This is a genomic window from Oceanobacillus caeni (assembly GCF_042678465.1).
Taxonomy (GTDB): domain Bacteria; phylum Bacillota; class Bacilli; order Bacillales; family Amphibacillaceae; genus Oceanobacillus; species Oceanobacillus caeni.
In genome coordinates this window covers 1-21,846 of the sequence record NZ_JBHTKV010000030.1, presented here as the reverse complement: position 1 = coordinate 21,846, position 21,846 = coordinate 1, and the positions used below count along the sequence as shown (strand labels likewise).

At 35.6% G+C, this 21,846-nt stretch carries 19 protein-coding genes and 1 riboswitch; of the genes, 7 read left to right on the top strand and 12 right to left on the bottom strand.

The genetic code is table 11. The features are described from left to right. Positions 1-5 precede the first annotated feature (5 nt). Positions 6-2,435, top strand: coding sequence for a glycogen/starch/alpha-glucan phosphorylase (locus ACFQ18_RS15660; protein WP_204798491.1), 2,430 nt, complete (start codon positions 6-8; stop codon positions 2,433-2,435). Positions 2,436-2,492: 57 nt separating this feature from the next. Here the strand turns inward: ACFQ18_RS15660 and ACFQ18_RS15655 are convergent, their stop codons facing one another. Then, on the bottom strand, positions 2,493-3,656 hold the full coding sequence (locus ACFQ18_RS15655; RefSeq protein ID WP_276536958.1) for a pyridoxal phosphate-dependent aminotransferase: 1,164 nt from the start codon (positions 3,654-3,656) through the stop codon (positions 2,493-2,495). A gap of 250 nt (positions 3,657-3,906) precedes the next feature. On the opposite strand from ACFQ18_RS15655, the gene brnQ reads away from it, so the two are divergent. Further along, complete coding sequence (gene brnQ, locus ACFQ18_RS15650) at positions 3,907-5,268, top strand: branched-chain amino acid transport system II carrier protein (RefSeq protein ID WP_204798490.1); 1,362 nt, start codon at positions 3,907-3,909, stop codon at positions 5,266-5,268. 98 nt (positions 5,269-5,366) lie between these two features. On the opposite strand, the gene ACFQ18_RS15645 is transcribed toward brnQ, so the two are convergent. From ACFQ18_RS15645 to ACFQ18_RS15625, 5 genes are all read right to left on the bottom strand, one after another. After that, on the bottom strand, positions 5,367-6,074 hold the full coding sequence (locus ACFQ18_RS15645; protein WP_047184520.1) for an SDR family oxidoreductase: 708 nt from the start codon (positions 6,072-6,074) through the stop codon (positions 5,367-5,369). A 160-nt stretch (positions 6,075-6,234) separates the two neighbouring features. Beyond that, a complete protein-coding gene (locus ACFQ18_RS15640; RefSeq protein ID WP_047184521.1) occupies positions 6,235-6,891 on the bottom strand; it encodes a GntR family transcriptional regulator in 657 nt (218 codons plus the stop codon). Between the two features lie 218 nt (positions 6,892-7,109). Continuing rightward, complete coding sequence (locus ACFQ18_RS15635) at positions 7,110-7,703, bottom strand: 5' nucleotidase, NT5C type (protein WP_204798489.1); 594 nt, start codon at positions 7,701-7,703, stop codon at positions 7,110-7,112. Positions 7,704-7,717: 14 nt separating this feature from the next. After that, positions 7,718-8,809, bottom strand: coding sequence for a bifunctional diaminohydroxyphosphoribosylaminopyrimidine deaminase/5-amino-6-(5-phosphoribosylamino)uracil reductase RibD (ribD, locus tag ACFQ18_RS15630; RefSeq protein ID WP_204798488.1), 1,092 nt, complete (start codon positions 8,807-8,809; stop codon positions 7,718-7,720). Next, positions 8,802-9,563: a GTP cyclohydrolase II gene (locus tag ACFQ18_RS15625; RefSeq protein ID WP_204798487.1), complete on the bottom strand. Its 762-nt coding sequence runs from the start codon at positions 9,561-9,563 to the stop codon at positions 8,802-8,804. The genes ribD and ACFQ18_RS15625 overlap by 8 nt, the downstream gene beginning before the upstream one ends. Positions 9,564-9,865: 302 nt before the next feature. Between ACFQ18_RS15625 and ACFQ18_RS15620 the strand changes: the two genes are divergently transcribed. Continuing rightward, complete coding sequence (locus ACFQ18_RS15620; RefSeq protein WP_204798511.1) at positions 9,866-11,062, top strand: ornithine--oxo-acid transaminase; 1,197 nt, start codon at positions 9,866-9,868, stop codon at positions 11,060-11,062. A 190-nt stretch (positions 11,063-11,252) separates the two neighbouring features. Further along, positions 11,253-12,431 carry a trans-sulfuration enzyme family protein gene (locus tag ACFQ18_RS15615; protein WP_047184526.1) on the top strand — a complete coding sequence of 393 codons (1,179 nt, stop codon included), beginning with the start codon at positions 11,253-11,255 and terminating at the stop codon, positions 12,429-12,431. A gap of 50 nt (positions 12,432-12,481) precedes the next feature. Here the strand turns inward: ACFQ18_RS15615 and ACFQ18_RS15610 are convergent, their stop codons facing one another. After that, a complete protein-coding gene (locus tag ACFQ18_RS15610; protein ID WP_379566704.1) occupies positions 12,482-14,104 on the bottom strand; it encodes a catalase in 1,623 nt (540 codons plus the stop codon). Between the two features lie 137 nt (positions 14,105-14,241). On the opposite strand from ACFQ18_RS15610, the gene yfkAB reads away from it, so the two are divergent. Then, a complete protein-coding gene (yfkAB, locus tag ACFQ18_RS15605) occupies positions 14,242-15,372 on the top strand; it encodes a radical SAM/CxCxxxxC motif protein YfkAB (RefSeq protein WP_047184528.1) in 1,131 nt (376 codons plus the stop codon). 110 nt (positions 15,373-15,482) lie between these two features. After that, complete coding sequence (locus ACFQ18_RS15600) at positions 15,483-16,577, top strand: mechanosensitive ion channel family protein (RefSeq protein ID WP_060668428.1); 1,095 nt, start codon at positions 15,483-15,485, stop codon at positions 16,575-16,577. 30 nt (positions 16,578-16,607) lie between these two features. Here the strand turns inward: ACFQ18_RS15600 and ACFQ18_RS15595 are convergent, their stop codons facing one another. Then, on the bottom strand, positions 16,608-17,375 hold the full coding sequence (locus tag ACFQ18_RS15595; protein ID WP_204798486.1) for a DUF3891 family protein: 768 nt from the start codon (positions 17,373-17,375) through the stop codon (positions 16,608-16,610). Positions 17,376-17,518: 143 nt separating this feature from the next. Continuing rightward, positions 17,519-18,004 (bottom strand): QueT transporter family protein, encoded by a 486-nt coding sequence (locus ACFQ18_RS15590; protein ID WP_047184531.1) that lies wholly within the window; start codon positions 18,002-18,004, stop codon positions 17,519-17,521. 6 nt (positions 18,005-18,010) lie between these two features. Continuing rightward, positions 18,011-18,055, bottom strand: a riboswitch (PreQ1 riboswitch). A 150-nt stretch (positions 18,056-18,205) separates the two neighbouring features. Between ACFQ18_RS15590 and ACFQ18_RS15585 the strand changes: the two genes are divergently transcribed. Next, the gene (locus ACFQ18_RS15585) at positions 18,206-19,159 is read left to right on the top strand and encodes a calcium/sodium antiporter (protein ID WP_204798485.1); all 954 of its coding nucleotides are present in this window, start codon (positions 18,206-18,208) and stop codon (positions 19,157-19,159) included. Between the two features lie 111 nt (positions 19,160-19,270). Here ACFQ18_RS15585 and ACFQ18_RS15580 read toward each other — a convergent pair whose 3' ends face one another. The 3 genes from ACFQ18_RS15580 to ACFQ18_RS15570 all read right to left on the bottom strand — a co-directional run bounded on the left by ACFQ18_RS15580 (position 19,271) and on the right by ACFQ18_RS15570 (position 21,332). Further along, positions 19,271-19,705 (bottom strand): MarR family winged helix-turn-helix transcriptional regulator, encoded by a 435-nt coding sequence (locus tag ACFQ18_RS15580; RefSeq protein WP_204798484.1) that lies wholly within the window; start codon positions 19,703-19,705, stop codon positions 19,271-19,273. A 137-nt stretch (positions 19,706-19,842) separates the two neighbouring features. Beyond that, positions 19,843-20,604 carry an ABC transporter permease gene (locus ACFQ18_RS15575; protein ID WP_204798483.1) on the bottom strand — a complete coding sequence of 254 codons (762 nt, stop codon included), beginning with the start codon at positions 20,602-20,604 and terminating at the stop codon, positions 19,843-19,845. Beyond that, entirely contained in the window at positions 20,601-21,332 is a 732-nt protein-coding gene (locus ACFQ18_RS15570) for an ABC transporter ATP-binding protein (protein ID WP_204798482.1), read from the bottom strand. Before ACFQ18_RS15570 ends, ACFQ18_RS15575 begins: the two co-directional genes overlap by 4 nt. Between the last annotated feature and the right edge of the window lie 514 nt (positions 21,333-21,846).

The following is a 21,846-nucleotide window of genomic DNA, read 5'->3' as shown; positions in this document are numbered from 1 at the left end:
GCTTCTTGTCACAATTGACAGCAAATGATTTAAAGGAAAAGCTTAAAAAGAAATTAATCACCGAAAAAGGAGTGGAAGTAAGTACTGCTTCTAATAAGGATATTTATTATGCGCTTGCATCTATCGTGAATGACGAAATTATGCCAAAATGGTATGAAACAATTAAAAGATATCAAGATAAAAATTTGAAGCAAGTGTATTATTTATCAATGGAATTTTTAATTGGAAGATTATTGGAAAGTAATCTTCTTAACAGTGGATTGTTGAATATTGCGAAAGAAGCACTTGAAGATCTAGGTTTTAGTTCTGAACTTGTGTTTGCAGAAGAAAGGGATGCTGGACTTGGTAATGGAGGACTTGGGAGACTCGCCGCTTGTTTTTTAGACTCATTAGCCTCCTTGTATTATCCTGGGCATGGGTTCGGTATTCGTTACCGCTATGGATTATTCGAACAAAGAATTATTCATGGTAATCAAGTAGAGCTACCAGATTATTGGCTAAAAGATCCATATCCCTGGGAGACGAGGAAGGAAGAAGAGGCATTTGTTATTCAATTTCATGGTAAGGTACATATGTTCAAACGAAATGACGGTTCCTTAGAATTTAAATATGAGAATACTGATAAAGTACTCGCTGTACCATATGACATACCGGTTTTAGGATATCAAAATGAGGTTGTAAACACGTTAAGACTTTGGAGCGCGGAACCAGTAGCTTATCAGGAATCTGAGCAAGAAGAAAATAGTGAATTTTACCATGATTTGGATCATCAACATTCCATAGAACAAATCTCAGGTTTTCTTTATCCAGATGACTCCAATTATGAAGGAAAAGAATTGAGATTAAAGCAACAATATTTCCTTGTTTCTTCAAGTATTCAAAATATTATTAGAAGCTTTAAGAAAAATTATCGACTTCCCATCAGTAGACTACCTGAAAAGGTGGTCATTCAAATCAATGATACACATCCCAGTCTTGCGGTTCCAGAGTTAATGCGGATTTTGATGGATGAGGAAAGATTGGATTGGGATACTGCATGGGAAATTACCACTCATGTTCTAGCTTATACCAATCATACGACTTTAAGTGAAGCATTAGAAACCTGGCCAGAAGAAATGATTCAAAACTTATTACCAAGGATTTATATGATTATTGATGAAATAAATGAGCGCTTCTGTAAATCGATATGGTTTGATCATAAGGAATTGCGGGATAAAATTCCTGACCTTGCTGTTATTGCATATGGTAGGGTTCATATGGCTAGGCTTGCTATTGTTGGAAGCTTTAGTGTGAATGGAGTTGCAAGGATCCATACCGAAATTTTAAAGAAGCAGGAAATGAAAGATTTCTATACTTTATTTCCTAATAAATTTAATAATAAAACAAATGGGATAACACACAGGCGTTGGTTATTACAAGTAAATCCAAAGCTTTCTAATGTTATTTCTGAAGCTATCGGAACGCAATGGATTAAACGACCTAAGCAACTGATTAGTTTATTAAAGTATTCCAATGACAAAGCTTTATTAGAGAAGTTTGACCAAGTAAAACATGAGAATAAAAAAATACTAGCTAATTATATACATCAACAAACGGGCATTCTTGTGGATGATCAATCTATTTTTGATGTACAAATTAAACGATTGCATGAATATAAACGCCAATTACTTAATATTTTCCATGTTATTTATTTGTATAATGAATTAAAGGCTAATCCTAATCAGGATGTGACACCGCGTACCTTTATTTTCGGGGCTAAGGCGGCTCCGAGTTATCATTTGGCAAAGGAAATCATTAAGTTAATCAATACGGTAGCCTCTATCGTTAATTATGATAAGGATATTAATGGAAAGTTGAAAGTAATTTTCCTTGAGAATTACAATGTCAGTCTTGCAGAGAAAATAATTCCGGCGGCAGATATTAGTGAACAAATATCTACTGCAAGTAAAGAAGCTTCCGGGACTGGAAATATGAAAATGATGATGAATGGGGCCGTTACTTTAGGTACAATGGATGGTGCTAATATAGAGATATACGATTTAGTAGGGGAAAATAATATTTTTATATTTGGACTAAATGCGGACGAAGTATTAGATTATTATCAAAATGGTGGCTATAATGCCCGCGATATTTATAATACAGATGACCGTGTTAGACTAATTCTAGACCAATTGAATCAAGGTGAGTTTGGAATCCATAATATTGAATTTAAAGATATTTTCTACAATATTCTCTACCATAATGATCCGTATTTTGTATTGAAAGATTTTGAGCCTTATCTTGAAGCGCATGAACTTGCGGAGCGGGCTTATCGAAATAGAACAACATGGATGAATATGAGTGTTACGAATATTGCTTACTCCGGTAAGTTTTCGAGCGACCAGACCATTCGTGAGTACGCAACAGATATTTGGAAAATTAAACAAATGGATTAAAGAAAACGGACGGAATCTAATAATAGGTTCCGCCCGTTTTTTAGCCGATAAAAAATACTAAAATATTTCTAGTTTTTCTATTCTCTGAACTGCTTCTACTAAGCGGTCTTCATCTACTAGTAAGCCAACTCGAATATATCCCTCTCCATATTCTCCAAAACCTTTACCAGCAGCAACCGCTACATCTGCTTTGTCTAATAGAAGGTCAGCAAACTCTTCGCTACTATACTTTTCCGGGACAGGTAGCCAGGCAAAAAAAGAACCTTTAGGTGCCTTCACATTCCAACCAATCCGTTTACATTCTTGTATAAAAGCATTCCGTCTGCCTTCGTAAAGCTTCATTAATTCATCTACACAGTCTTGCTCGCTTGTTAAGGCTTTAGCACCGGCGTATTGCACTGCTGGGAATAAGCTTACAAATAAATGGTCCTGGAGTAAGTTAATGGCTTCAATCATTTTTTTATTTCCTACAGCAAAGCCAACTCTCCAACCAGCCATATTATATGTTTTTGATAGAGTATATAATTCTATACCAACTTCTTTTGCACCATCTGCCTGCAGGAAGCTAACAGGCCTTTCTCCGTCAAAGCCAATTGCTCCATATGCAAAATCATGAACAATTCCGATATTATATTGTTTGGCCAGTTCAACCGTATCCTGGAAAAAAGGAATGTCTGCAGTAGCGCCTGTGGGATTATTCGGATAATTTAAGTAAAGAAGTTTAGCATTTTTCTTTTGTTCTTCCGTTAATACATCATAATCAGGTAAAAAATTGTTTTTTTCTAGCAATGGCATCGTTTCATATTTAACATTCGCTAATGAAACCCCAGATAAGTAGTCAGGATAACCTGGGTCAGGTAAAAGCATTAATTCTCCTTCATTCATTACAGCAAGTGGTAGTTCAACTAATCCAATTTTAGTCCCAAAAAGAACAGCTACTTCTGTATTGGGATCTATTTCAATGTTATATTCCCGTTTATAAAAGTCAGCTGCAGCTTTTTTAAATTCATACGTACCACTAAAGGGAGAGTATTTATGAGACTTTGGGTCGGCAGCTGCATGTTGTAAAGCCTCTACTATATGCGAAGGTGTTGGTTGATCTGGATTTCCTTGCCCAAGATTAATGACATCACGGCCTTCTTCTATAGCTGTATTTACCTTTGTAACTAGAGTAGCAAAAAATTGTGTTGGTAATTGTTTAAGTTTGTTTGATATTTCCATTCTAATACCTCTTGTTTATTGTGAATTAACTAAAATGGTATAACTTTTTTTTACAAATGTCTATAGTATTTAAAGTCTTATTCAACCTAAATTATCAAATTAATCACTCTAGACAAAAAATATTAACTTTTTCTCTGTGATATATTGCATTTTGCTAGAAATGATAGTATGATAGGGTTCATCCGATATATTGCATTTTAAATACTTAATGAAAGTTTGGATTAATAAAACAACTCAGGGGGAACCTTTAATGAAGAAAAAGCTATCAACTTCTAATTATATTGCGATAGGATTTATGCTATTTGCATTATTCTTCGGAGCAGGGAACTTAATCTTCCCAGCACAGCTTGGTCAATACTCCGGGACAAGCTTAACACCAGCTATTATAGGATTCTTAATTACAGGAGTAGGATTACCACTTCTAGGAATCCTTGCTATGGGATTCTCGGGAAGCCGTGATTTGCAGGATTTAGCTAGCAGGGTTAGTCCTGGATACGGTGTTTTCTTTACATCTTTATTGTATTTAACAATTGGAGCGTTTTTCGCAATACCTCGTACTGGTACAGTAGCTTACGACGTAGGGATTAGTACTTTTGTTTCAGAAGGATCTCAACAAATTGCACTATTTATTTTTACATTAATCTTTTTCGTAGTTGTACTGTTATTTTCTCTTTATCCTGCGAAACTTGTCGATAACGTTGGTAAAATATTAGCACCAGCTCTTGTGTTATTATTAGCAATTCTTTTAATTACAGCACTTGTTAATCCGATGGGAACGCAACAAGCACCAGAAGGATCATATGTAAATGCTGCATTTATGACAGGGTTCTTAGAAGGATATAATACAATGGATGCCTTAGCAGCCTTAGTATTCGGAATTATTGTAATTAGTACGGTTAAATCATTTGGTGTGACTTCTAAATCAGAAGTACTAGCGGCTACAGCAAAATCAGGTGGAGTTGCTATCATGCTTTTAGCAGTAGTTTATGTTGGTATTGCTTATCTTGGTTCTATCAGTACTGGAAGACTTGGACTATTTGATACAGGTGGACCTGTTCTAAGTGGATCAGCAGAATATTACTTCGGAACATTAGGATCTATTATGTTAGCTGTTGCTATTATTCTTGCTTGTTTAACTACAGCAATTGGATTAATCATAGCAAACGCTGAATATTTTCATAAATTACTTCCAAAGATTAGTTATAAAATGTTTGTAGTTATCTTTACTGCTTTCTCTTTTATAATAGCAAACTTTGGTTTAGCTAATATCATTGGATTTTCTGTTCCAGTATTGATGTTCCTATATCCATTAGCAGTTGTATTGATGATATTAACGTTCTTGTCACCATTATTTAATCATGCACGTATGGTTTATGTAGCAACAACCATAGTTACCTTTTTGATTAGCATTTTTGATGGGTTAACAGCTCTATGTGATTCCTTAGGTTGGGATAACTTTGGTTGGATGGTACCAATCTTGAAATTCTATGAGCAAGTATTGCCACTTTACGGAATCGGGCTTGGTTGGTTGATACCAGCATTGATTGTTATTGCGATTACAGGTATTATTGCACGTATTCAAAAAGTGTCTAAAACTCAAGAAGTTCACTAAATTTAGGAATAGGTTACTTTAAAATATTAAATTAATAGAGCTAAATATAATGAACATAGAAAAACGCTTCGAGTCTTTTTGCTCGGAGCGTTTTGAGATTAAACTGGTCGGACAGTAATTTCATTTACATTGACATAATTAGGTTGTGTTACTGCATATACAACTGCTCTTGCGATATCTTTGGTTTCCAATTTCTTGCGTTCGGTGTTCCATGAATTATTTTTGCTTGAAGGGGTATCGACCATGCCAGGTGAAATATTTGTTACACGGACACCAGTTTTCGCAAGTTCCTTTTCTAATCCTTTGGAAATGGTCTGAACAGCTGCTTTCGTTGCGCTGTAAACAGTACTTCCCTTTGTTACTTCAAATGCAGAAACAGAGGCGATGTTAATAATATGTCCACTGGAGCGCTCAAGCATTGACGGTAAAACGGAATGAATGCCATAAAGCACGCCTTTAATGTTTGTATCAATCATTTGCTCCCATTCTTCTACCTTTCCTGAACGAACGGGCGCTGTTAACATTTGGGCAGCGTTATTCACGTAAATATCGACATGGTTAAATACTTCTTGTGCTTGTTTTACTAGTCTTTCAATATCCTGTCTATTCGTTACGTCTGTTTGAACAGTAAGCACTTCACCGTTTCCGTGTTCCTTGATGGCATTTCGTAGTTCATCGAGCTCTTCTGTGCGGCGTGCAGCCAGTACAACATTTGCTCCTTCTTTCGCTAACTCCTTCGCAATACCAGCACCAATCCCACTACTAGCTCCTGTAATAATAGCTGTTTTTCCTTGTAATTTCCCCATCCTCATGGCCTCCTATATCTATTTCTTATCAAGAGTGTAACATGCGGGTAGGGGAGAGAAAAACGATTAGCCCTAGCTTTATTAAGAAAGAAGCTAGGGCGATTTTGTATTTTATAGAGGTTGTTCAAAAAGTCCTGCCCTCCTTTTTGAACATGTACGATTAGTTTATATCTGGAAATAGTTCAATGGTACGGAGCCAATTATTCTTCATAACGGTATTTAGTTGATCAACATCTTCATTTTTTATTAAATTTATGATGGCTTCATGATCCTGGATAGAATGCTCCGTTAAGATGATGGAATTATGAAAAAAGAGTCTTCTAACATGTGCTTGTAAAGATTCTATAATATTTTTAATGTATGAATTATTAGCAGCATCCACGATAATATCGTGAAATTGTTCATCAATTTTTAAAGCGGAATAGTAATTTTTTGAATGAATCGCTTCCGCAAAACGTTTATTCGTATTTACAAGTGAAGTAAGTATTTCTTTACTCATGTTTTGGATAGCCAATTCTGCAGATAAAGCTTGTAATGCAGCTAATGGTGGTAGAAGATCTTTAATTGAACTCCTATCTACTTCCGTAACCTGTGTTGCTTTACCCGGGAACATTTCTACAAAACCCAGTGCCTCAAGGAGCTGTAAAGATTCCCGTACCGGAGTTCTGCTAACACCCAAGGCTTGCGCAAGCTCGGTATCATTTATTTTTTCCCCTGGGAGAAGTGTCCCATCGATAATCCATTGTTGGAGTTGGCTAAATGCGCTTTCCTTAGCAGATTTCCTTGCTGGCTTTTCATGATTTATTGGTATTGGCAAAACGATATCCCCCCCAGAATATTTATAGAAGTTGTTCAAAAGGCCCAGTAAAAGTGACACACCCCTGTGTAGGGGCAGTGTTGCAATAGGACGTTGTGACTTTAGCCGACTCGGTCCTTTTTATTCTCCCTTTCGAACACACATTTATATTAAATTTATTATACTACAAGTTATTCCGGAATGTAATATGCAATATATTTCTGTTTGGAAAAGAAAAGCTATACTAGAAATTTAGTATAGCGTGAATAAATACTAATTAGTTTAAAAAAATCAGCCCAATCTACAATTCTTGTAAAATGTTTTTCTTGTTGATTATATGGTTGATCTTTAAGTAATAGTTTCGGTTCTTCGTTGGCAAGTGTTTGTAGTATAGTCGGTTTATCGTCAACGTAAAAATCGAGATGTAATTTTTTAATCGTATGGATTTTATCTTCATCTTTCATTCCGTGGAAAAAGTGATCATCTATAATAGGAAATCCTTGATTTATCATCCATTCTTTTGTTCGCTCTCCATGTTCTTTAGGCCTTGCTGTAATATAGAAGATGGAATGACCATCTTGATGTAATTGATTTAAGGTTTCTTTGGCACCGGGGAAAGAAGGGCAGTCCGTATAGTAGATCTCTTCTAATGTATCATTCCACATTTTTGTTCCCTCTTCGTCTGTTAGCCCAAAGGGTTCATGAATTTCCACTCGCTTAATACTTTGAAATACCGATGAATCTAATTTCTGATTTAATTTCTTATTGTAAATATGAAATGCATGTTCACGTAAGTTGATTAATGTGTCATCAATATCAAAACCAAATCGCATATGGATCCCTCTTCTTATTTAAATGATGGATAGCCTATGAATTTAAAGTCGTTACCAATCGTAGTAATACCGGTGTCCGTAAGCTCTATGGCATCCTTCATAAGTTCAATGCCTTTCCCCTCTAAAAATGTTGGGGCATCTTTTCCGCCGACTAGCTTAGGGGCAATATATAAAATTACTTTATCAACTAGTTTCTTCTTTAAGAAAGAGGCGTGGATATTCCCTCCGCCTTCGATTATTAGGGAGGAGATGCCCTTTTTTCCAAGGGTGTTCACCACTTCTATAGGATCAACGGAGTTTTCAGATTTTGTTACGATTACCCTGACACCTAATTCTTCCAATTGCTTTTTCTTTTCTTTATCGTAGTTTTTACTTGTGAAAATCCATGTTGGAGCTTGTTTATCTGTTACTAATTGATAATTAAGTGGTAATCTTAACCGGGAATCCATGACGATTCGTAAAGGATTCCTTCCGTTTGGGATTCTTGAGGTTAAGGCAGGGTCGTCTTTTAATGCTGTATGGATGCCAACTAATATTGCCATATTTTCGCTTCTCAACTGATGTACATCTTCTCTAGACTCTTTAGAGGTTATCCATTTACTGCTAAATGTATGGGTTGCTACCTTACCATCTAATGTTATACCTGCTTTTAAAGTAATAAATGGCTTTTGTTCGGTAATATATTTATTAAAGACTTCGTTCATTTTATTCGATTCTTTTGCCCGAACACCGACTTTAACCTCGATTCCCGCATCCTTTAGTATTTTCACACCATTACCAGCGACGATTGGATTGGGGTCTAACGTCGCAATCACAGCTTTCTTAATTCCTGCCTTTACAATAGCCTCTGCACATGGGCCAGTTCTTCCATGATGGGAACAAGGCTCCAACGTGACATAAATCGTTGCCCTTTTTGCCTTTTCCCCAGCCATTCGTAGTGCATGAATCTCGGCATGTGGCTCTCCAGCTTTTAGATGAGTCCCAACTCCAACTATACGGTTATCATTGACAATAACCGAACCTACTAATGGATTAGGGTCGGTTTGTCCTTTCATTGCTTTTGCATTGTTTAAAGCTAAATCCATATAGAATTCATCATTAATCATTACTACAAGTCCCTTCCTCATCTCGCAAGTGACCGGATTTCTCAATCTTCGTTTTTAAATATTTTTTGTTAAACTCTGATACATCTCCCCATAATGGAACTCTACCTGAAAGTAGAAGCCCTGCATCCTTTAATGCTTCAAGTTTTTTAGGATTGTTGGTAATTAATGTTACTGGCTTATCACGTAACGCCTTTAGAACTTGAATAGCATCATTATAGTTTCTAGAGTCATTCACAAAGCCAAGGCTTTCATTAGCTTCTACCGTATCATAGCCGTTCTCTTGTAATAAATAGGCCATAGCCTTGGAAAATAAACCAATGCCTCTACCTTCATGATTAGCTAAGTAGAATATAGCACCGACTCCGTGTTCTTTTATTTTTTTCATTGATTGTTTTAACTGAAATCCACAATCACAACGTTTACTTCCAAAAATATCACCAGTATGACAAATGGAATGCATACGGATTAACGCATCATCTGCATTTTTGAAGTCTCCATAGACAAGTACACTTGATTGTTGATATTCTGCAAGATTGGATGACGAAAGATTTTCAATGATACGTTCATAATCCTCCGTTACCTCATCATAATTTAACCAACAATACCATTGAAATTCGACTGTTTCATTATATAAGTTAACCGGAAGGCGAATTGGCCCTACTAAGTAAATGGCACGATCTTCTTCCGTTTGGATTAGTTTAATTTTATCTTTTAAAATCGAAAATACTTCAGATTTTAATTTGATATTTCCCATGGTTTCCACTCCTTTTCGTAACTCCTTTTACTTAGTATAGTTAAAAAGGAGAGGTTCATCAATTTTATTTTCTTATAAAAAGGAAGAATGAATGTGTTGATTAAGAAATATGAATGAATAATGAAGCGATTTATTTTTGACGGATAAGAGTAAACTTCTTATCCTGCATAAGTGAACTTGGGCATTCACCGACCTGTTGTAGAGGGTAATTGCTGATATCCCAGTCCTGATTGCCGATATTCCGGTCATGACCACTGATATCTTGAATGCCAAGTTTTCAAGGAAAGGGGGATTGATTTTTGATGAGCCAAAAATCAATCGAAATTATTCAACAAACTGAAAAATATGGTGCGAATAACTATCACCCACTTCCTATTGTAGTTTCCGAAGCGGAAGGTGTTTGGGTAAAGGACCCAGAAGGAAAAAAATATTTGGATATGTTAAGTGCATATTCAGCAGTGAACCAGGGGCATAGGCATCCTAAAATAGTGGAGGCTTTAAAGAGACAGGTGGATAAAGTCACATTAACCTCAAGAGCGTTCCATAATGATCAACTTGGTCCTTGGTATGAGGTCGTTTCTCGGTTAACAAAAAAAGATCTAGTACTGCCAATGAATACAGGTGTAGAAGCGGTAGAAACGGCAATTAAAGCGGCAAGGCGATGGGCATATGAGGTGAAGGGTGTTACAGATGGTAAAGCGGAAATTATTGTTTGTGAAGGTAATTTTCATGGCCGTACGATGACGGCAGTATCTTTATCCTCTGAAGATGAATATAAACGTGGCTTTGGCCCCATGCTGCCTGGAATTAAATTAACCCCATATGGAGATTCTGAATCGTTAAAGGAATCAATCACGGAGAATACGGCAGCTTTTCTCTTAGAACCCATTCAAGGGGAAGCAGGTATTAGAATTCCACCAGATGGTTTCTTGAGAGAAGCTTATGAGATTTGCAAGGAAAGAAATGTACTATTTATTGCAGATGAAATCCAGGCTGGACTTGGAAGAACTGGTAAATGGTTTGCTTGTGATTGGGAAAATGTCCAACCTGATATGTATATATTAGGCAAGGCATTAGGTGGTGGTGTTTTTCCGATTTCTTGTGTCGCAGCAAATAAAGATATTTTGGGAGTATTTAACCCAGGTTCACATGGTTCGACATTTGGGGGAAATCCTTTAGCTTGCGCCGTGTCAATAGCCGCTCTTGAAGTAATTAGAGAAGAAAACTTGGTAGATCAATCTTTAAAACTAGGCGATTATTTTAAAGATAAATTGAAACAAATAAAAAGTCCTATTATCAGAGAAGTTCGGGGAAAAGGACTTTTTATTGGTATTGAATTAACAGAATCAGCAAGAAAATATTGTGAAGCTTTAAAGGAAGAAGGATTGCTATGTAAGGAAACACATGAATTTGTTATCCGCTTAGCTCCACCTCTTATTATAAAAAAGGAAGAGCTTGACTTCGCATTAGATAAAATAAAAAAAGTACTATCTATGTAAATATTGGAGGGAATTCCCTTCAATATTTTGTTTTTTTATTTCATAGTAATTCAAGTAACCATACTGAAAAACTTTAATTAATTGAAAGTATCTAGTGTTCTTTATATGTTGAAAATGGTATAATCAATTAACAGAATCTTTAAACCTATAACAATTATTTGTGAAAAGGTGAGCGGAAAAGGGGATTAACATGAATACATATGATAAAAATGAAACATTAGTGTTACATGCTGATAAAGAATGGAGTGAAAAGGAAGGGACGGCTTCACCGGCCATTTATTATTCTGCAACGTTTATGGCAAAAGATGCAGCGGAGTTTGCGGAAATGGCGAATACTCCTAGACATTCTAAGTATTATACGCGTTATGGTAACCCAGTTCATGACCGTGTGATTGAAATTATGGCGGATTTAGAAGGAACGGAAACGGCGCTTGTTACAGGGTCAGGTATGGGAGCTATTTCAACTACACTCTTAGCATTACTTCAAGCGGGTGACCATGTTGTTGCTCAAACGCGACATTATATGGGTACAGCTAAAATATTGGATGAGATGCTAACGAAATTCGGGATAGAGGTTACCGTTGTAGAACAAACCGATGTTCAGGAATTTGAGAAGGCGATTCGCCCTAATACAAAATTAATTATAATTGAAACACCGGCTAATCCAACGCTAATTGTGACAGATTTAGAGGCGGTAGCTAGTCTGGCTAAGCAACATGATATTTTAGTGATGGCGGATAATACATTTGCTTCTCCATTAAATCAACGACCTCATGATTATGGTGTGGATATCATTGTACATAGTGCAACAAAGTATTTAGGTGGGCATCATGATATTGTCGCAGGTGTCGTTTGTACAAGTAATGAGCTTGCAGAGAAAATTTGGAATGTCCATACAGCAATTGGATCTGTATTATCCCCGATGGATGCTTGGCTGCTTTTGAGAGGCTTACGTACATTCCCGATAAGAATGGAGCGTATTAATGAGAATGCGCTTGCGCTAGCTATGTTTTTAGAGGGACAGGAAATGGTAGAGGAAGTATTTTATCCTGGATTGGAAAGTCACCCACAACATGAACTAGCTAAGTCGCAAATGAATGGCTATGGAGCAGTGATTGCCTTTTCCGTTAAAGGTGGCTATAAAGAAACGCAAAAATTTGTTTCTTCGTTAAATCTTACACAACATGCAGTAAGTTTAGGTGGAGTGGAATCATTAGTTGTGCATACTGCTGCCATGTGGGAAGGGGCATTAAATGAGGAGCAAATGAAAACAGCAGGTATCCCTGCCAATTTTGTTCGATTCTCTGTTGGTTTGGAACATATTGAAGACTTGAAAAAAGATGTCCTTCAAGCATTACAGGAGGTATAAATAGACAAGCCGGTATTCGTTTTTAATCTCGAATACCGGCTGTAAAAAAATCAATAAGGTTCCGCGTCACGTCCCTTTTCAACGGCATCCTTCACTGCCTGATGAGCGTCTTCTGCCCCAAGTGGCCGTAATTCTTCTCCTATTTCCATTGTATGGTTAGCCATTTCTTTTGTCTTTTCAGCTATACCTTCTCTTAAACGACGTCCATATTCTTCATCGGCATCTTCCGCTAATGCGATCATTTTATCTTGAATACGTTTGTCACAGATAGATAGGTCATTAACAAGGTTGTTAATTAATTCATCTTTCTCCCATTGCTCGAAGCGGCGATAGGTTTCACCTGCTTGTTTTGTATTATCGTTCCGGTCAATCGATTCGCGGACTAGATTTCCTTCTACTTTCGGTGTATGTTCTTTCCCTAATTGTTTCGCCTCTTGTAAACCTCCTAAAATGGACGGTTCATAATTAACATGTGGGTTTTGACCAGGAGCCTTGTCATCTTCATATCTTAGTTGACCACCTTCCTGGTTTGTTGCGACGCGCTTTTTCGCAGCATTTATTGGTAATTGAAGGTAGTTTGCACCTATTCGATAACGCTGTGTATCGGAATAAGAGAACGTTCTTCCTTGTAACATCTTATCATCAGAAAAGTCAAGTCCATCAACAAGGACGCCGGTACCAAAAGCTGCTTGTTCCACCTCAGTGTGAAAGTTTTCTGGGTTTTTGTTTAATACCATTTTTCCAACTGGTAACCAAGGGAATTGGTCTTCTGGCCAAAGTTTCGTATCATCTAGTGGATCGAAATCTAATTCAGGATGTGGGCCGTCCTCCATAATTTGAACAAAAAGCTCCCATTCTGGATACTCTCCTCGTTCAATTGCTTCATATAAATCTTGTGTTGCGTGACTGAAATTTTTCCCTTGAATCTTTTCAGCCTCTTTTACAGTTAAGTTTTTAATCCCCTGTTTTGGTTCCCAATGGTATTTAACTAATACAGCTTTTCCTTCTTTATTAACCCATTTATACGTATTAACACCGGAGCCTTGCATCATGCGATAGTTTGCTGGAATTCCCCATGGAGAATATACAAACGTAACCATATGGAAGCTTTCCGGTGAGTTTGCACAAAAGTCAAAAAAGCGTTCTGGATCTTGAAGGTTCGTTACTGGATCTGGTCGAAAAGCATGGATCATATCCGGGAATTTCATGGCATCACGGATAAAGAAGATTTTTAAATTATTTCCTACTAAATCCCAGTTACCATCTTCCGTGTAAAATTTAATTGCAAAGCCACGTGGGTCGCGGACGGTTTCAGGAGAATCCTTACCATTTACTACCGTTGAAAATCTTACGAAAACGGGGGTCTGTTTTCCTTTTTCTTGGAAAACCTTTGCTCTTGTATATTTCGATACGGGTTCATCACCGACTGTTCCATATGTTTCAAAATAACCATATGCACCAGCACCACGTGCGTGTACAATTCGTTCTGGAACCTTTTCACGATCGAAATGACTGATTTTTTCTATAAAATCGTAGTTTTCTAAAGTAGCAGGCCCTCTATTTCCTACTGTTCTAATGTTTTGGTTATTGGTGACAGGATGGCCTTGTCTTGTTGTAAGCGTGTCATCATTCTCTATATTCGTTTTGTTATTAGATGAATGTCCGTTTTCCAAGTTAATTCCTCTTTTCTGTAAATATTGAATTTGACGTTTTTATATTTTCCTAAAAACACTAAATTAACCTATATTTTTCGAAGGTTATTCATATGGTGTTACAATAGAGGAATAGTTAACGAAAAGGGGAAGATAAAATGGAAACAACGAAGAAGAAACAGCATATATCACCTGCTAATGATCCGTGGGAAGCATATATGGATGTAGAAGAATTTGGTGAAATGACTTTATCTAATATTGAATTCACTACAACAGTTATGTGTAATATGCGCTGTGCACACTGTGCAGTAGGATATACACTACGACCAAGTGATCCTGATGCACTACCAATTGATTTACTAATAAAAAGACTTGATGAAATACCGCATCTTCGTACGTTAAGTATTACGGGCGGGGAACCGATGATGAATAAGAAATCGGTTAGAAACTATGTGGTGCCGTTATTGTCTTATGCTTCTAGTAGAGGTGTGAAAACACAAATAAATTCTAACTTAACATTGCCATACAATCGCTATGAAGAGATTATTCCGTATTTAGATGTTTTACATATATCCCATAATTGGGGCACGGAAGATGAATTTGCGGAAACAGGATTTGCATTAATGGAACGGAAGCCTTCATTGGATAATCGGAAAAAATACTTCGAACGAATGGTGGAAAACTCTAAACGTTTGGCTAATGAAGGGGTTCTGGTTGCAGCGGAAACTATGCTAAATAAACGAACCTTTCCTTACTTAGAACAAATCCATGATCATGTAAATGAGATGGGGTGTGGTCGTCATGAAATTCATCCGATGTATCCAGTTGATTTTGCTAGTAATCTAGAAATCTTAAGTTTAGATGAAATTCGAACAGGGATTAAACGTTTATTAGATCATCGGAATAAAGATATGTGGATGTTGTTTGGAACATTACCATTCTATGCTTGTAGTTCAAATCAAGAAGATTTAGCACTACTTGAAAGATTGTATAAAGAAGAAAATGTTTCTTTACGCAATGATCCGGATGGAAGGTCAAGGTTGAACGTAAATATTTTTACGGGTGAGATCATTGTTACGGATTTTGGAGATGATGAACCATCCTTAGGTAATATACAAAATACAACCTTACCAGAAGCTTATAAAAGATGGATGGGAACAAAAACGGCAAAAAGTTTAAATTGCCATTGTCCCGCAGTAAAATGTTTGGGCCCTAACATTTTAGTTAAAAATGCCTACTATAAAGACGTTGATTTTACAAAAAGGGAAGCAAAGATAAGCCGATCATAGAAGAAGTGAGAATAATTTCTAAGAAGATCCTATAGGTTATTTTCCTTATGACGGAATCCGGGGGTATATGTTATGATATTGCTATTAATCCTAGGAGGTAATAAACATATATGACTTGGGAGCACTTTATATCATATAGTCATTTAATGGAATTAGGAATAGCTATAGGTATCTTCCTGTTATTTATTTTATTCAGGAAATTATTCACGAAGTATGTTTTTAGAATCGTCATGAGAATTGTAAGAAAGACGAAGATTAATGCTTTGTCTAATATATTCCTTGCATTTCAAAAACCTATGGAATGGTTTTTTACATTGTTAGGTTTTTATTTTGCTATTTCGTACTATCCGTATATCCATGGAAGTTTCTTAAATGAATTTATTAGTGCGGCATTCATAGTTCTTGTCACTTGGGGATTAGTTAGTTTATCCTCATCGTCATCCAATTTATTTAGGAAAATTAATGAAAAAACAGATATTAACATAGATGAGATATTAATACCATTATTATCTAGAACATTACAGTTTATTATTGTCGCGATTGCCGCTACAATTATCCTTCAGCAATTTGGTTATAGTATTGAAGGACTTATAGCTGGGCTTGGGTTAGGTGGACTTGCAATCTCTTTAGCTGCTAAAGATGCTTTAGCTAATTTTCTTGGTGGAATTGTTATTATTTCTGAGAAGCCTTTTACGATTGGGGATTGGATTTTGACACCGAGTGTAGAGGGAACAGTAGAAGATATTTCCTTCCGTAGTACAAAAATACGAACCTTTGCAGATGCGTTGGTTTCCGTTCCTAATAATCAATTAGCAAATGAGTCAATCACAAACTGGAGTAAAATGAATAAACGCCGAATTACTTTTAATCTTTCGTTAGATTATGAAACATCAAGAGAAAAAATGGAATCCATTATACAACGAATCGAAAATCTATTAAAAAATCACCCAGATATTCATCAAGAAACCATATTTGTAAGGTTTGATGAGTATAAGGAAAGTAGTTTGGACATTCTTTTGTATTTCTTTACGAAGACAACAGTCTGGGGAGAGTATTTAAAAGTGAAAGAGGAAATAAATTACCAAATTCTTGATATTGTAAGAGAAGAAGGAGCGGAATTTGCTTACCCTACAAGAAAACTATATATAGAGAACGATTCGTCTGATGATTCAGAGCATCTATTGCAAGTTAGACAAGAGTCTTAAGTAAAGAAGGAGTTCATGGGGACTCCTTCTTTACTCTTTAGATAATAGTTTCAAATCTAATATTTCGCATGGTATGTTTTCATAGCTTTTTACTATGCCATGTTTCGTAATTAAATCCTTAGCCACTTTCTTCTGCATAATTTTTATAGTTAGCTCGGTTTCAAATGGAAATGGATCCATATAAATCGTATTGTCCGCCTTCCATTCTGGCCAAATAATCTGGCTATTCCCTTTATCAATAAAGGGTACTGGAATTCCGTTTTTATAAAAGAAATGGAATTCCTCCTTTTTAACACCGGGTTTATTTATACAAAAGAACAGGGAGAGACTATCTGTAAACTTTAGTAATTCATAATGGAAGTCAAATAAGTTCACATCAAAATCTTTCATCGAGTGAATGATTTCCTGTTGTCTTTTTCGTTCTTGTGCCACAAAGGAATCTGCGTATGGAGAAGATTCTTGGGTCATAAAGTTTGTATAATGCATACTACATAATAAGGCTGCATACGTATCTATTTTTTCAACTTCATTTATTCCGTGTGTATAAATGATGGTCTTCGGAGCTAAGGGGTAACTCGTAAAATCATACGGTGCTTTTAGCTGATCATTCCATACTGGTTGCTTATCAAAGTACTTCCAACCATAGTCATGAAGTGTGATTGCTGTTACAACCGAATCCATAAGCGTGTTACTTAATAATAGTTCTTTTTTCCAATACTTTATTAATTCACCAGATACAATGGCATGGTTGTCTTGCTCAATCATTATAAAATGATCTGTTTCTTCTCTAACAATCATAACTAGCGCCTCCTTGTATAAATATTATGTAAGTATATAAAAAAACTTCACGAATTAGTAAGTTAATCGTGAAGTTTTTATTATGGTATATCCCTTTATCCTATCTAAACGGGTAGTAAGACTCCCAATGACGGAAATCTTCTTTATATGATTTTATCAAAATGTACTTGTTTATTTAAAGTATACATAATTGGAATACCAATAGCCAAAACAACGATTTCTCCAATGGCTGTAGTTACCCAAGAAAATAGGAAAGGTAATCCCAATGCTAAGTATAATTCTAATGCGACAATGAACATGTTAAAACTGAAAATGATTGCATTGGCTGCTAGTAAAAGTAGCGTGTTTTTCGTGTATTTAGAAAGTAGAATAATAAGTCCTAAAGATATTGCCGAATGCGCGACACCAAATACAATATCATACAGTCGCATTGGTGAGAAAAATAGATTGGTTAAAAATACACCAAATATAATACCGAAAAAGAACTTTTTATTAAATACGACGAGATGATTAAACATCTCAGGTACACGAAATTGGACATTCGTAAAGCCAAATGGTTGTATAAGTGCTGATACAGCTATATACATTGCAGCCAAAACGCCATTTGCAGTTAACGTTTTTATATTCATTTCCATCTCTCCTTAGTTTTTTTACGTGGGAGGCTTTCGAACCACGGATTTTATACAATAGAATCTATCATAGCAAAGTTTATAATGATTCACAATGGAAATATTAGTAATCTTTAGGGATTTGGTTGGTAGATTTTAAGGGAATTTAACATAGAAATGGAGGAAAAGTTATAGTAAGATAAAAAAATGGGGTGAGAATATTTGGAATATTTATTGTTAATAATAGGTTTTGGTCTTTTGATTAAGGGAGCAGACTATTTTGTAGATGGTGCATCCAATATAGCAAGGTTACTTAAAATTCCTTCAATATTAATCGGGCTTACGATCGTCGCTATTGGTACAAGTTCCCCAGAGGCAACGGTAAGTATTATAGCAGCATTGGAAGGAAATGCTGATGTAGCTCTAGGTAATGTTATTGGTAGTAATATTTTTAATCTAACAGCTGTTGTTGGTATTGCTGCACTTATATATCCTTTGAAAGTAGAAACAGAAACGATACGTAAGGAAATCCCTTTTACGTTACTAGCCAGCACTGTATTATTAGTTGTTATGAGTGACGTCGTGTTAGAGGGATTAAGTGCTAATTTTATCACTCGTAGTGATGGATTGGTTTTCCTATTATTTCTTGCAATCTTTATGTACTATGTTATCGAACTTGCATTTAAGAGTAGAGAGAACATGAAGAATGAATCAATCCCCGAGGATGTGACATGGGGGAAGAATATATTCATAACTTTATTAGGTTTAATAGGCATTATTTTTGGAGGGGACCTAGTTGTTTCCAATGCAACGGAAATTGCTTACCAATGGGGAATGAGTGAAACATTAGTTGGATTGACAATTGTAGCGATTGGAACCTCTTTACCGGAATTGGTTACTTCTATTACTGCCGCTCTGAAAAAAGAAAGTGAAATTGCTCTAGGTAATATTGTTGGAAGTAATATCTTTAATATATTATTTGTGTTAGGAGCCGCTTCTGCTATAACTCCTCTTGCGGTGGATAATAAAGTATTTATAGATGTTATGATGATGATGGTCTTAACTCTGCTTTTATTAGTTTTTTCGAGAACCAATTTTAGAATAGGTAAGAGGGAAGGTCTTATATTAGCTATTTTTTATGTCGTTTACCTAGCTTATATTATATTAAGGAATTAAAAAATGCCGTGCACTAGCACGGCGTATCTAATTCCTATGTTGATTTTTTCACCCTGTACTATGCAGGGAAAAAAAGTTTTTGAAGTATCTACCTTTTTGGATCATCGTGTTTTATTTTAGTTCTTCACTTTTCTTGCCAACACGCTTTAATACATCGATTATTATTTTCTTTTCTTCATCCGTAACACCTTCAAATACGTTTTCGATGACTTGTTGATGCAGCGGGAAAATCTCTTCCATTAGTTGTACACCTTGATCTGTTAATTGAATATAAACAACACGACGGTCATCTTTGCATGGTGTTCTTTCTAGTAGTCCTTTTTTTTCTAATTTATCGATAACATACGTTATGGAACCTGTATTGATCAATACGGATTGTGTAATTTGTTTAATAGTCTGTTTGCCTTTATGGTATAATGCTTCTAATACAGTAAAATCAGATGTCCGCATTCCATGACTGCTTATATCCTTTTTAATTAATTCCGCCAACGTCTTATTAGCCTTTAGCAAGACAACAAAGGATTTTAGTGATAAATTCTCCGACATAAAAATTCTCCTTCTACATTATTTATCCATTTATACTTAATTAATATATTTTTAATTAATTATAATATACAAAATAGGAAGTCATCTGTCAATAAAACGCAATAAAGCGTGAATCCGAAATTAGATTCACGCTCTACTTATTTTTCATTTCTAATCTTCATCATTTGCATTTTATCATTGAAAAGTGCTGGGTAGGATAAGAACCCTAGGAAGATGCTTGTGACTATTGCTGTTGTTAATAGTAAGAATAGGACAAGAAGTTGGAATTGAACAGCTTGTACTGGATCTGCCCCTGCGATGATTTGGCCGCTCATCATTCCAGGTAACTGGACTAGGCCAATTGTTTTTTGGCTTTCAATAGTAGGAATCGTACTAGCTTTAATAGAAGTAACTAAGGGAGTATGGATTGCTTGTTTTGGTGTCCCTCCTAAAGATAAGATGAGCTCCGTTTCATCTTGTCGCGCTTCTACTTCAGCAGTGAACCTATTTAGAAATAAAATGGCAAGAACCATCGAATTTCCGACGACCATTCCACTTATCGGTATAATATACTGCGCAGTAGGAGGAGTTATTTGAAATCCAAGTAAGATAGCTTGGGTCAGTATTTCTATGAAAATGAAAGTAATAATAAGCTTCCAGGTAATCCCTCTTATGGATGCTCCCTTTTTTCTAGCATTTTGTGTCGCTGCACCAATCATTAAAACAATCATTAAGACGATAAAAATAAATTCTTCCGATGCAAAGACAAATTGCAATACATATCCGACAACAAGTAATTGGATAATGGAACGAACCGTTGCAATAATTGTATCCTTCTCTAAATCTAAATGTAATGTTTTAGATAGGATGATGGGTATTAATACAAAAATAAGTGCTAATGTTAATGTTAAATAACTCATTCTAAGTCTCCCTTTATAAAACGTTTTACTCTGTCATCTTTCGGGTCATTTAAAAACTCACTCTTACCCGTTTCAATGACCTCACCAGCCATCATAACCCAAGAATAGTCACCAATGGTCAAAGCTTGGTCTAAATTATGTGTAATCCAAACAATAGTTGTTCCGTATTTTTGGTTTATCTTTTGGATTAATTCTTCAATGTCGTGTTGAGATATACGATCAAGAGAAGAAGTGATTTCATCTAATAAGAGAACCTCAGGACGATTTACTAATGTTCGGGCTATAGAAACCTTTTGTTTCTGTCCTCCAGATAGATCATTAATATTTCGGTTTAAGAAGTCTTTTCCCAGTGCTACATCTTCTAATAATTCTTTGGCATCATCTTCAGATAATGTTTCACCTTTTAACGTGAGTGGTAATGAAAGGTTTTTATACACCGAGCCACTAAGCATTGTAGCACTTTGCAATGCAAGTCCGATTTTGCGACGTAATGTTATTGGATCATATTCATCAATAGATTTATCATTTATTATTATTTGTCCTGAATCAGGAGAAATAAGTCTATTACATAATCGAAATAAAGTAGTCTTTCCTGCACCAGATGGTCCCACTAGTGTTGTTATTTTCCCTTTTGCAAACGAGCCAGAGATGTTCTTTATTATAGGGACATTACGATCAGAAAATGTAACGTTTTTAAATGTAATAATTGGCTCAAATTCAGTTGTCATTATCTTTCCCTTCCTTATAAACAAATTTTAGAATCCCTTCTATTATTCAATATTTTTCTTTAGCATTCTATAAATATGCATAATCAGTTTCTTGTATCGTGTCTAATGAATAAAAATATGAAATAAAAGTATTGACTTTTCGGGTAGAGAATAGTAATATAAATTTTGCTGTTATCAAAGTTAGCTTTTTTAAAAGAATTAATCGTTTAAAAAAGTATTGACATAGATTGCGGTGATTGATATAATGTAAAAGTTGTTGTTGAGAACAAGTGATTAAAATTCATTGTTGACAACGAACGGGAGTTATGTTATATTAATAAGGTCGTTTCAAACAAGCGACAGGAAATTAATTGCTCTTTGAAAACTGAACAAAACAACCAGTATGTTAAGATAAAAGAAACTCGTTTTCTTTTAATAATAGAAGGTAACACTTCTAGAAGCTAAGAGATAGAATTAACTGTGTTAATTCTAAACAAACTTTTTTGGAGAGTTTGATCTTGGCTCAGGACGAACG

What these genes read in the sequence shown, in the direction of transcription:
- ACFQ18_RS15655 (WP_276536958.1), bottom strand. Translation starts at nt 3,656, where the DNA reads ATGGAAATATCAAACAAACTTAAACAATTACCAACACAATTTTTTGCT.
- brnQ (WP_204798490.1), top strand. Translation starts at nt 3,907, where the DNA reads ATGAAGAAAAAGCTATCAACTTCTAATTATATTGCGATAGGATTTATG.
- ACFQ18_RS15645 (WP_047184520.1), bottom strand. Translation starts at nt 6,074, where the DNA reads ATGGGGAAATTACAAGGAAAAACAGCTATTATTACAGGAGCTAGTAGT.
- ACFQ18_RS15635 (WP_204798489.1), bottom strand. Translation starts at nt 7,703, where the DNA reads ATGCGATTTGGTTTTGATATTGATGACACATTAATCAACTTACGTGAA.
- ribD (WP_204798488.1), bottom strand. Translation starts at nt 8,809, where the DNA reads ATGATTAATGATGAATTCTATATGGATTTAGCTTTAAACAATGCAAAA.
- ACFQ18_RS15625 (WP_204798487.1), bottom strand. Translation starts at nt 9,563, where the DNA reads ATGGGAAATATCAAATTAAAATCTGAAGTATTTTCGATTTTAAAAGAT.
- ACFQ18_RS15620 (WP_204798511.1), top strand. Translation starts at nt 9,866, where the DNA reads ATGAGCCAAAAATCAATCGAAATTATTCAACAAACTGAAAAATATGGT.
- ACFQ18_RS15615 (WP_047184526.1), top strand. Translation starts at nt 11,253, where the DNA reads ATGAATACATATGATAAAAATGAAACATTAGTGTTACATGCTGATAAA.
- yfkAB (WP_047184528.1), top strand. Translation starts at nt 14,242, where the DNA reads ATGGAAACAACGAAGAAGAAACAGCATATATCACCTGCTAATGATCCG.
- ACFQ18_RS15600 (WP_060668428.1), top strand. Translation starts at nt 15,483, where the DNA reads ATGACTTGGGAGCACTTTATATCATATAGTCATTTAATGGAATTAGGA.
- ACFQ18_RS15595 (WP_204798486.1), bottom strand. Translation starts at nt 17,375, where the DNA reads ATGATTGTTAGAGAAGAAACAGATCATTTTATAATGATTGAGCAAGAC.
- ACFQ18_RS15590 (WP_047184531.1), bottom strand. Translation starts at nt 18,004, where the DNA reads ATGAATATAAAAACGTTAACTGCAAATGGCGTTTTGGCTGCAATGTAT.
- ACFQ18_RS15580 (WP_204798484.1), bottom strand. Translation starts at nt 19,705, where the DNA reads ATGTCGGAGAATTTATCACTAAAATCCTTTGTTGTCTTGCTAAAGGCT.
- ACFQ18_RS15575 (WP_204798483.1), bottom strand. Translation starts at nt 20,604, where the DNA reads ATGAGTTATTTAACATTAACATTAGCACTTATTTTTGTATTAATACCC.
- ACFQ18_RS15570 (WP_204798482.1), bottom strand. Translation starts at nt 21,332, where the DNA reads ATGACAACTGAATTTGAGCCAATTATTACATTTAAAAACGTTACATTT.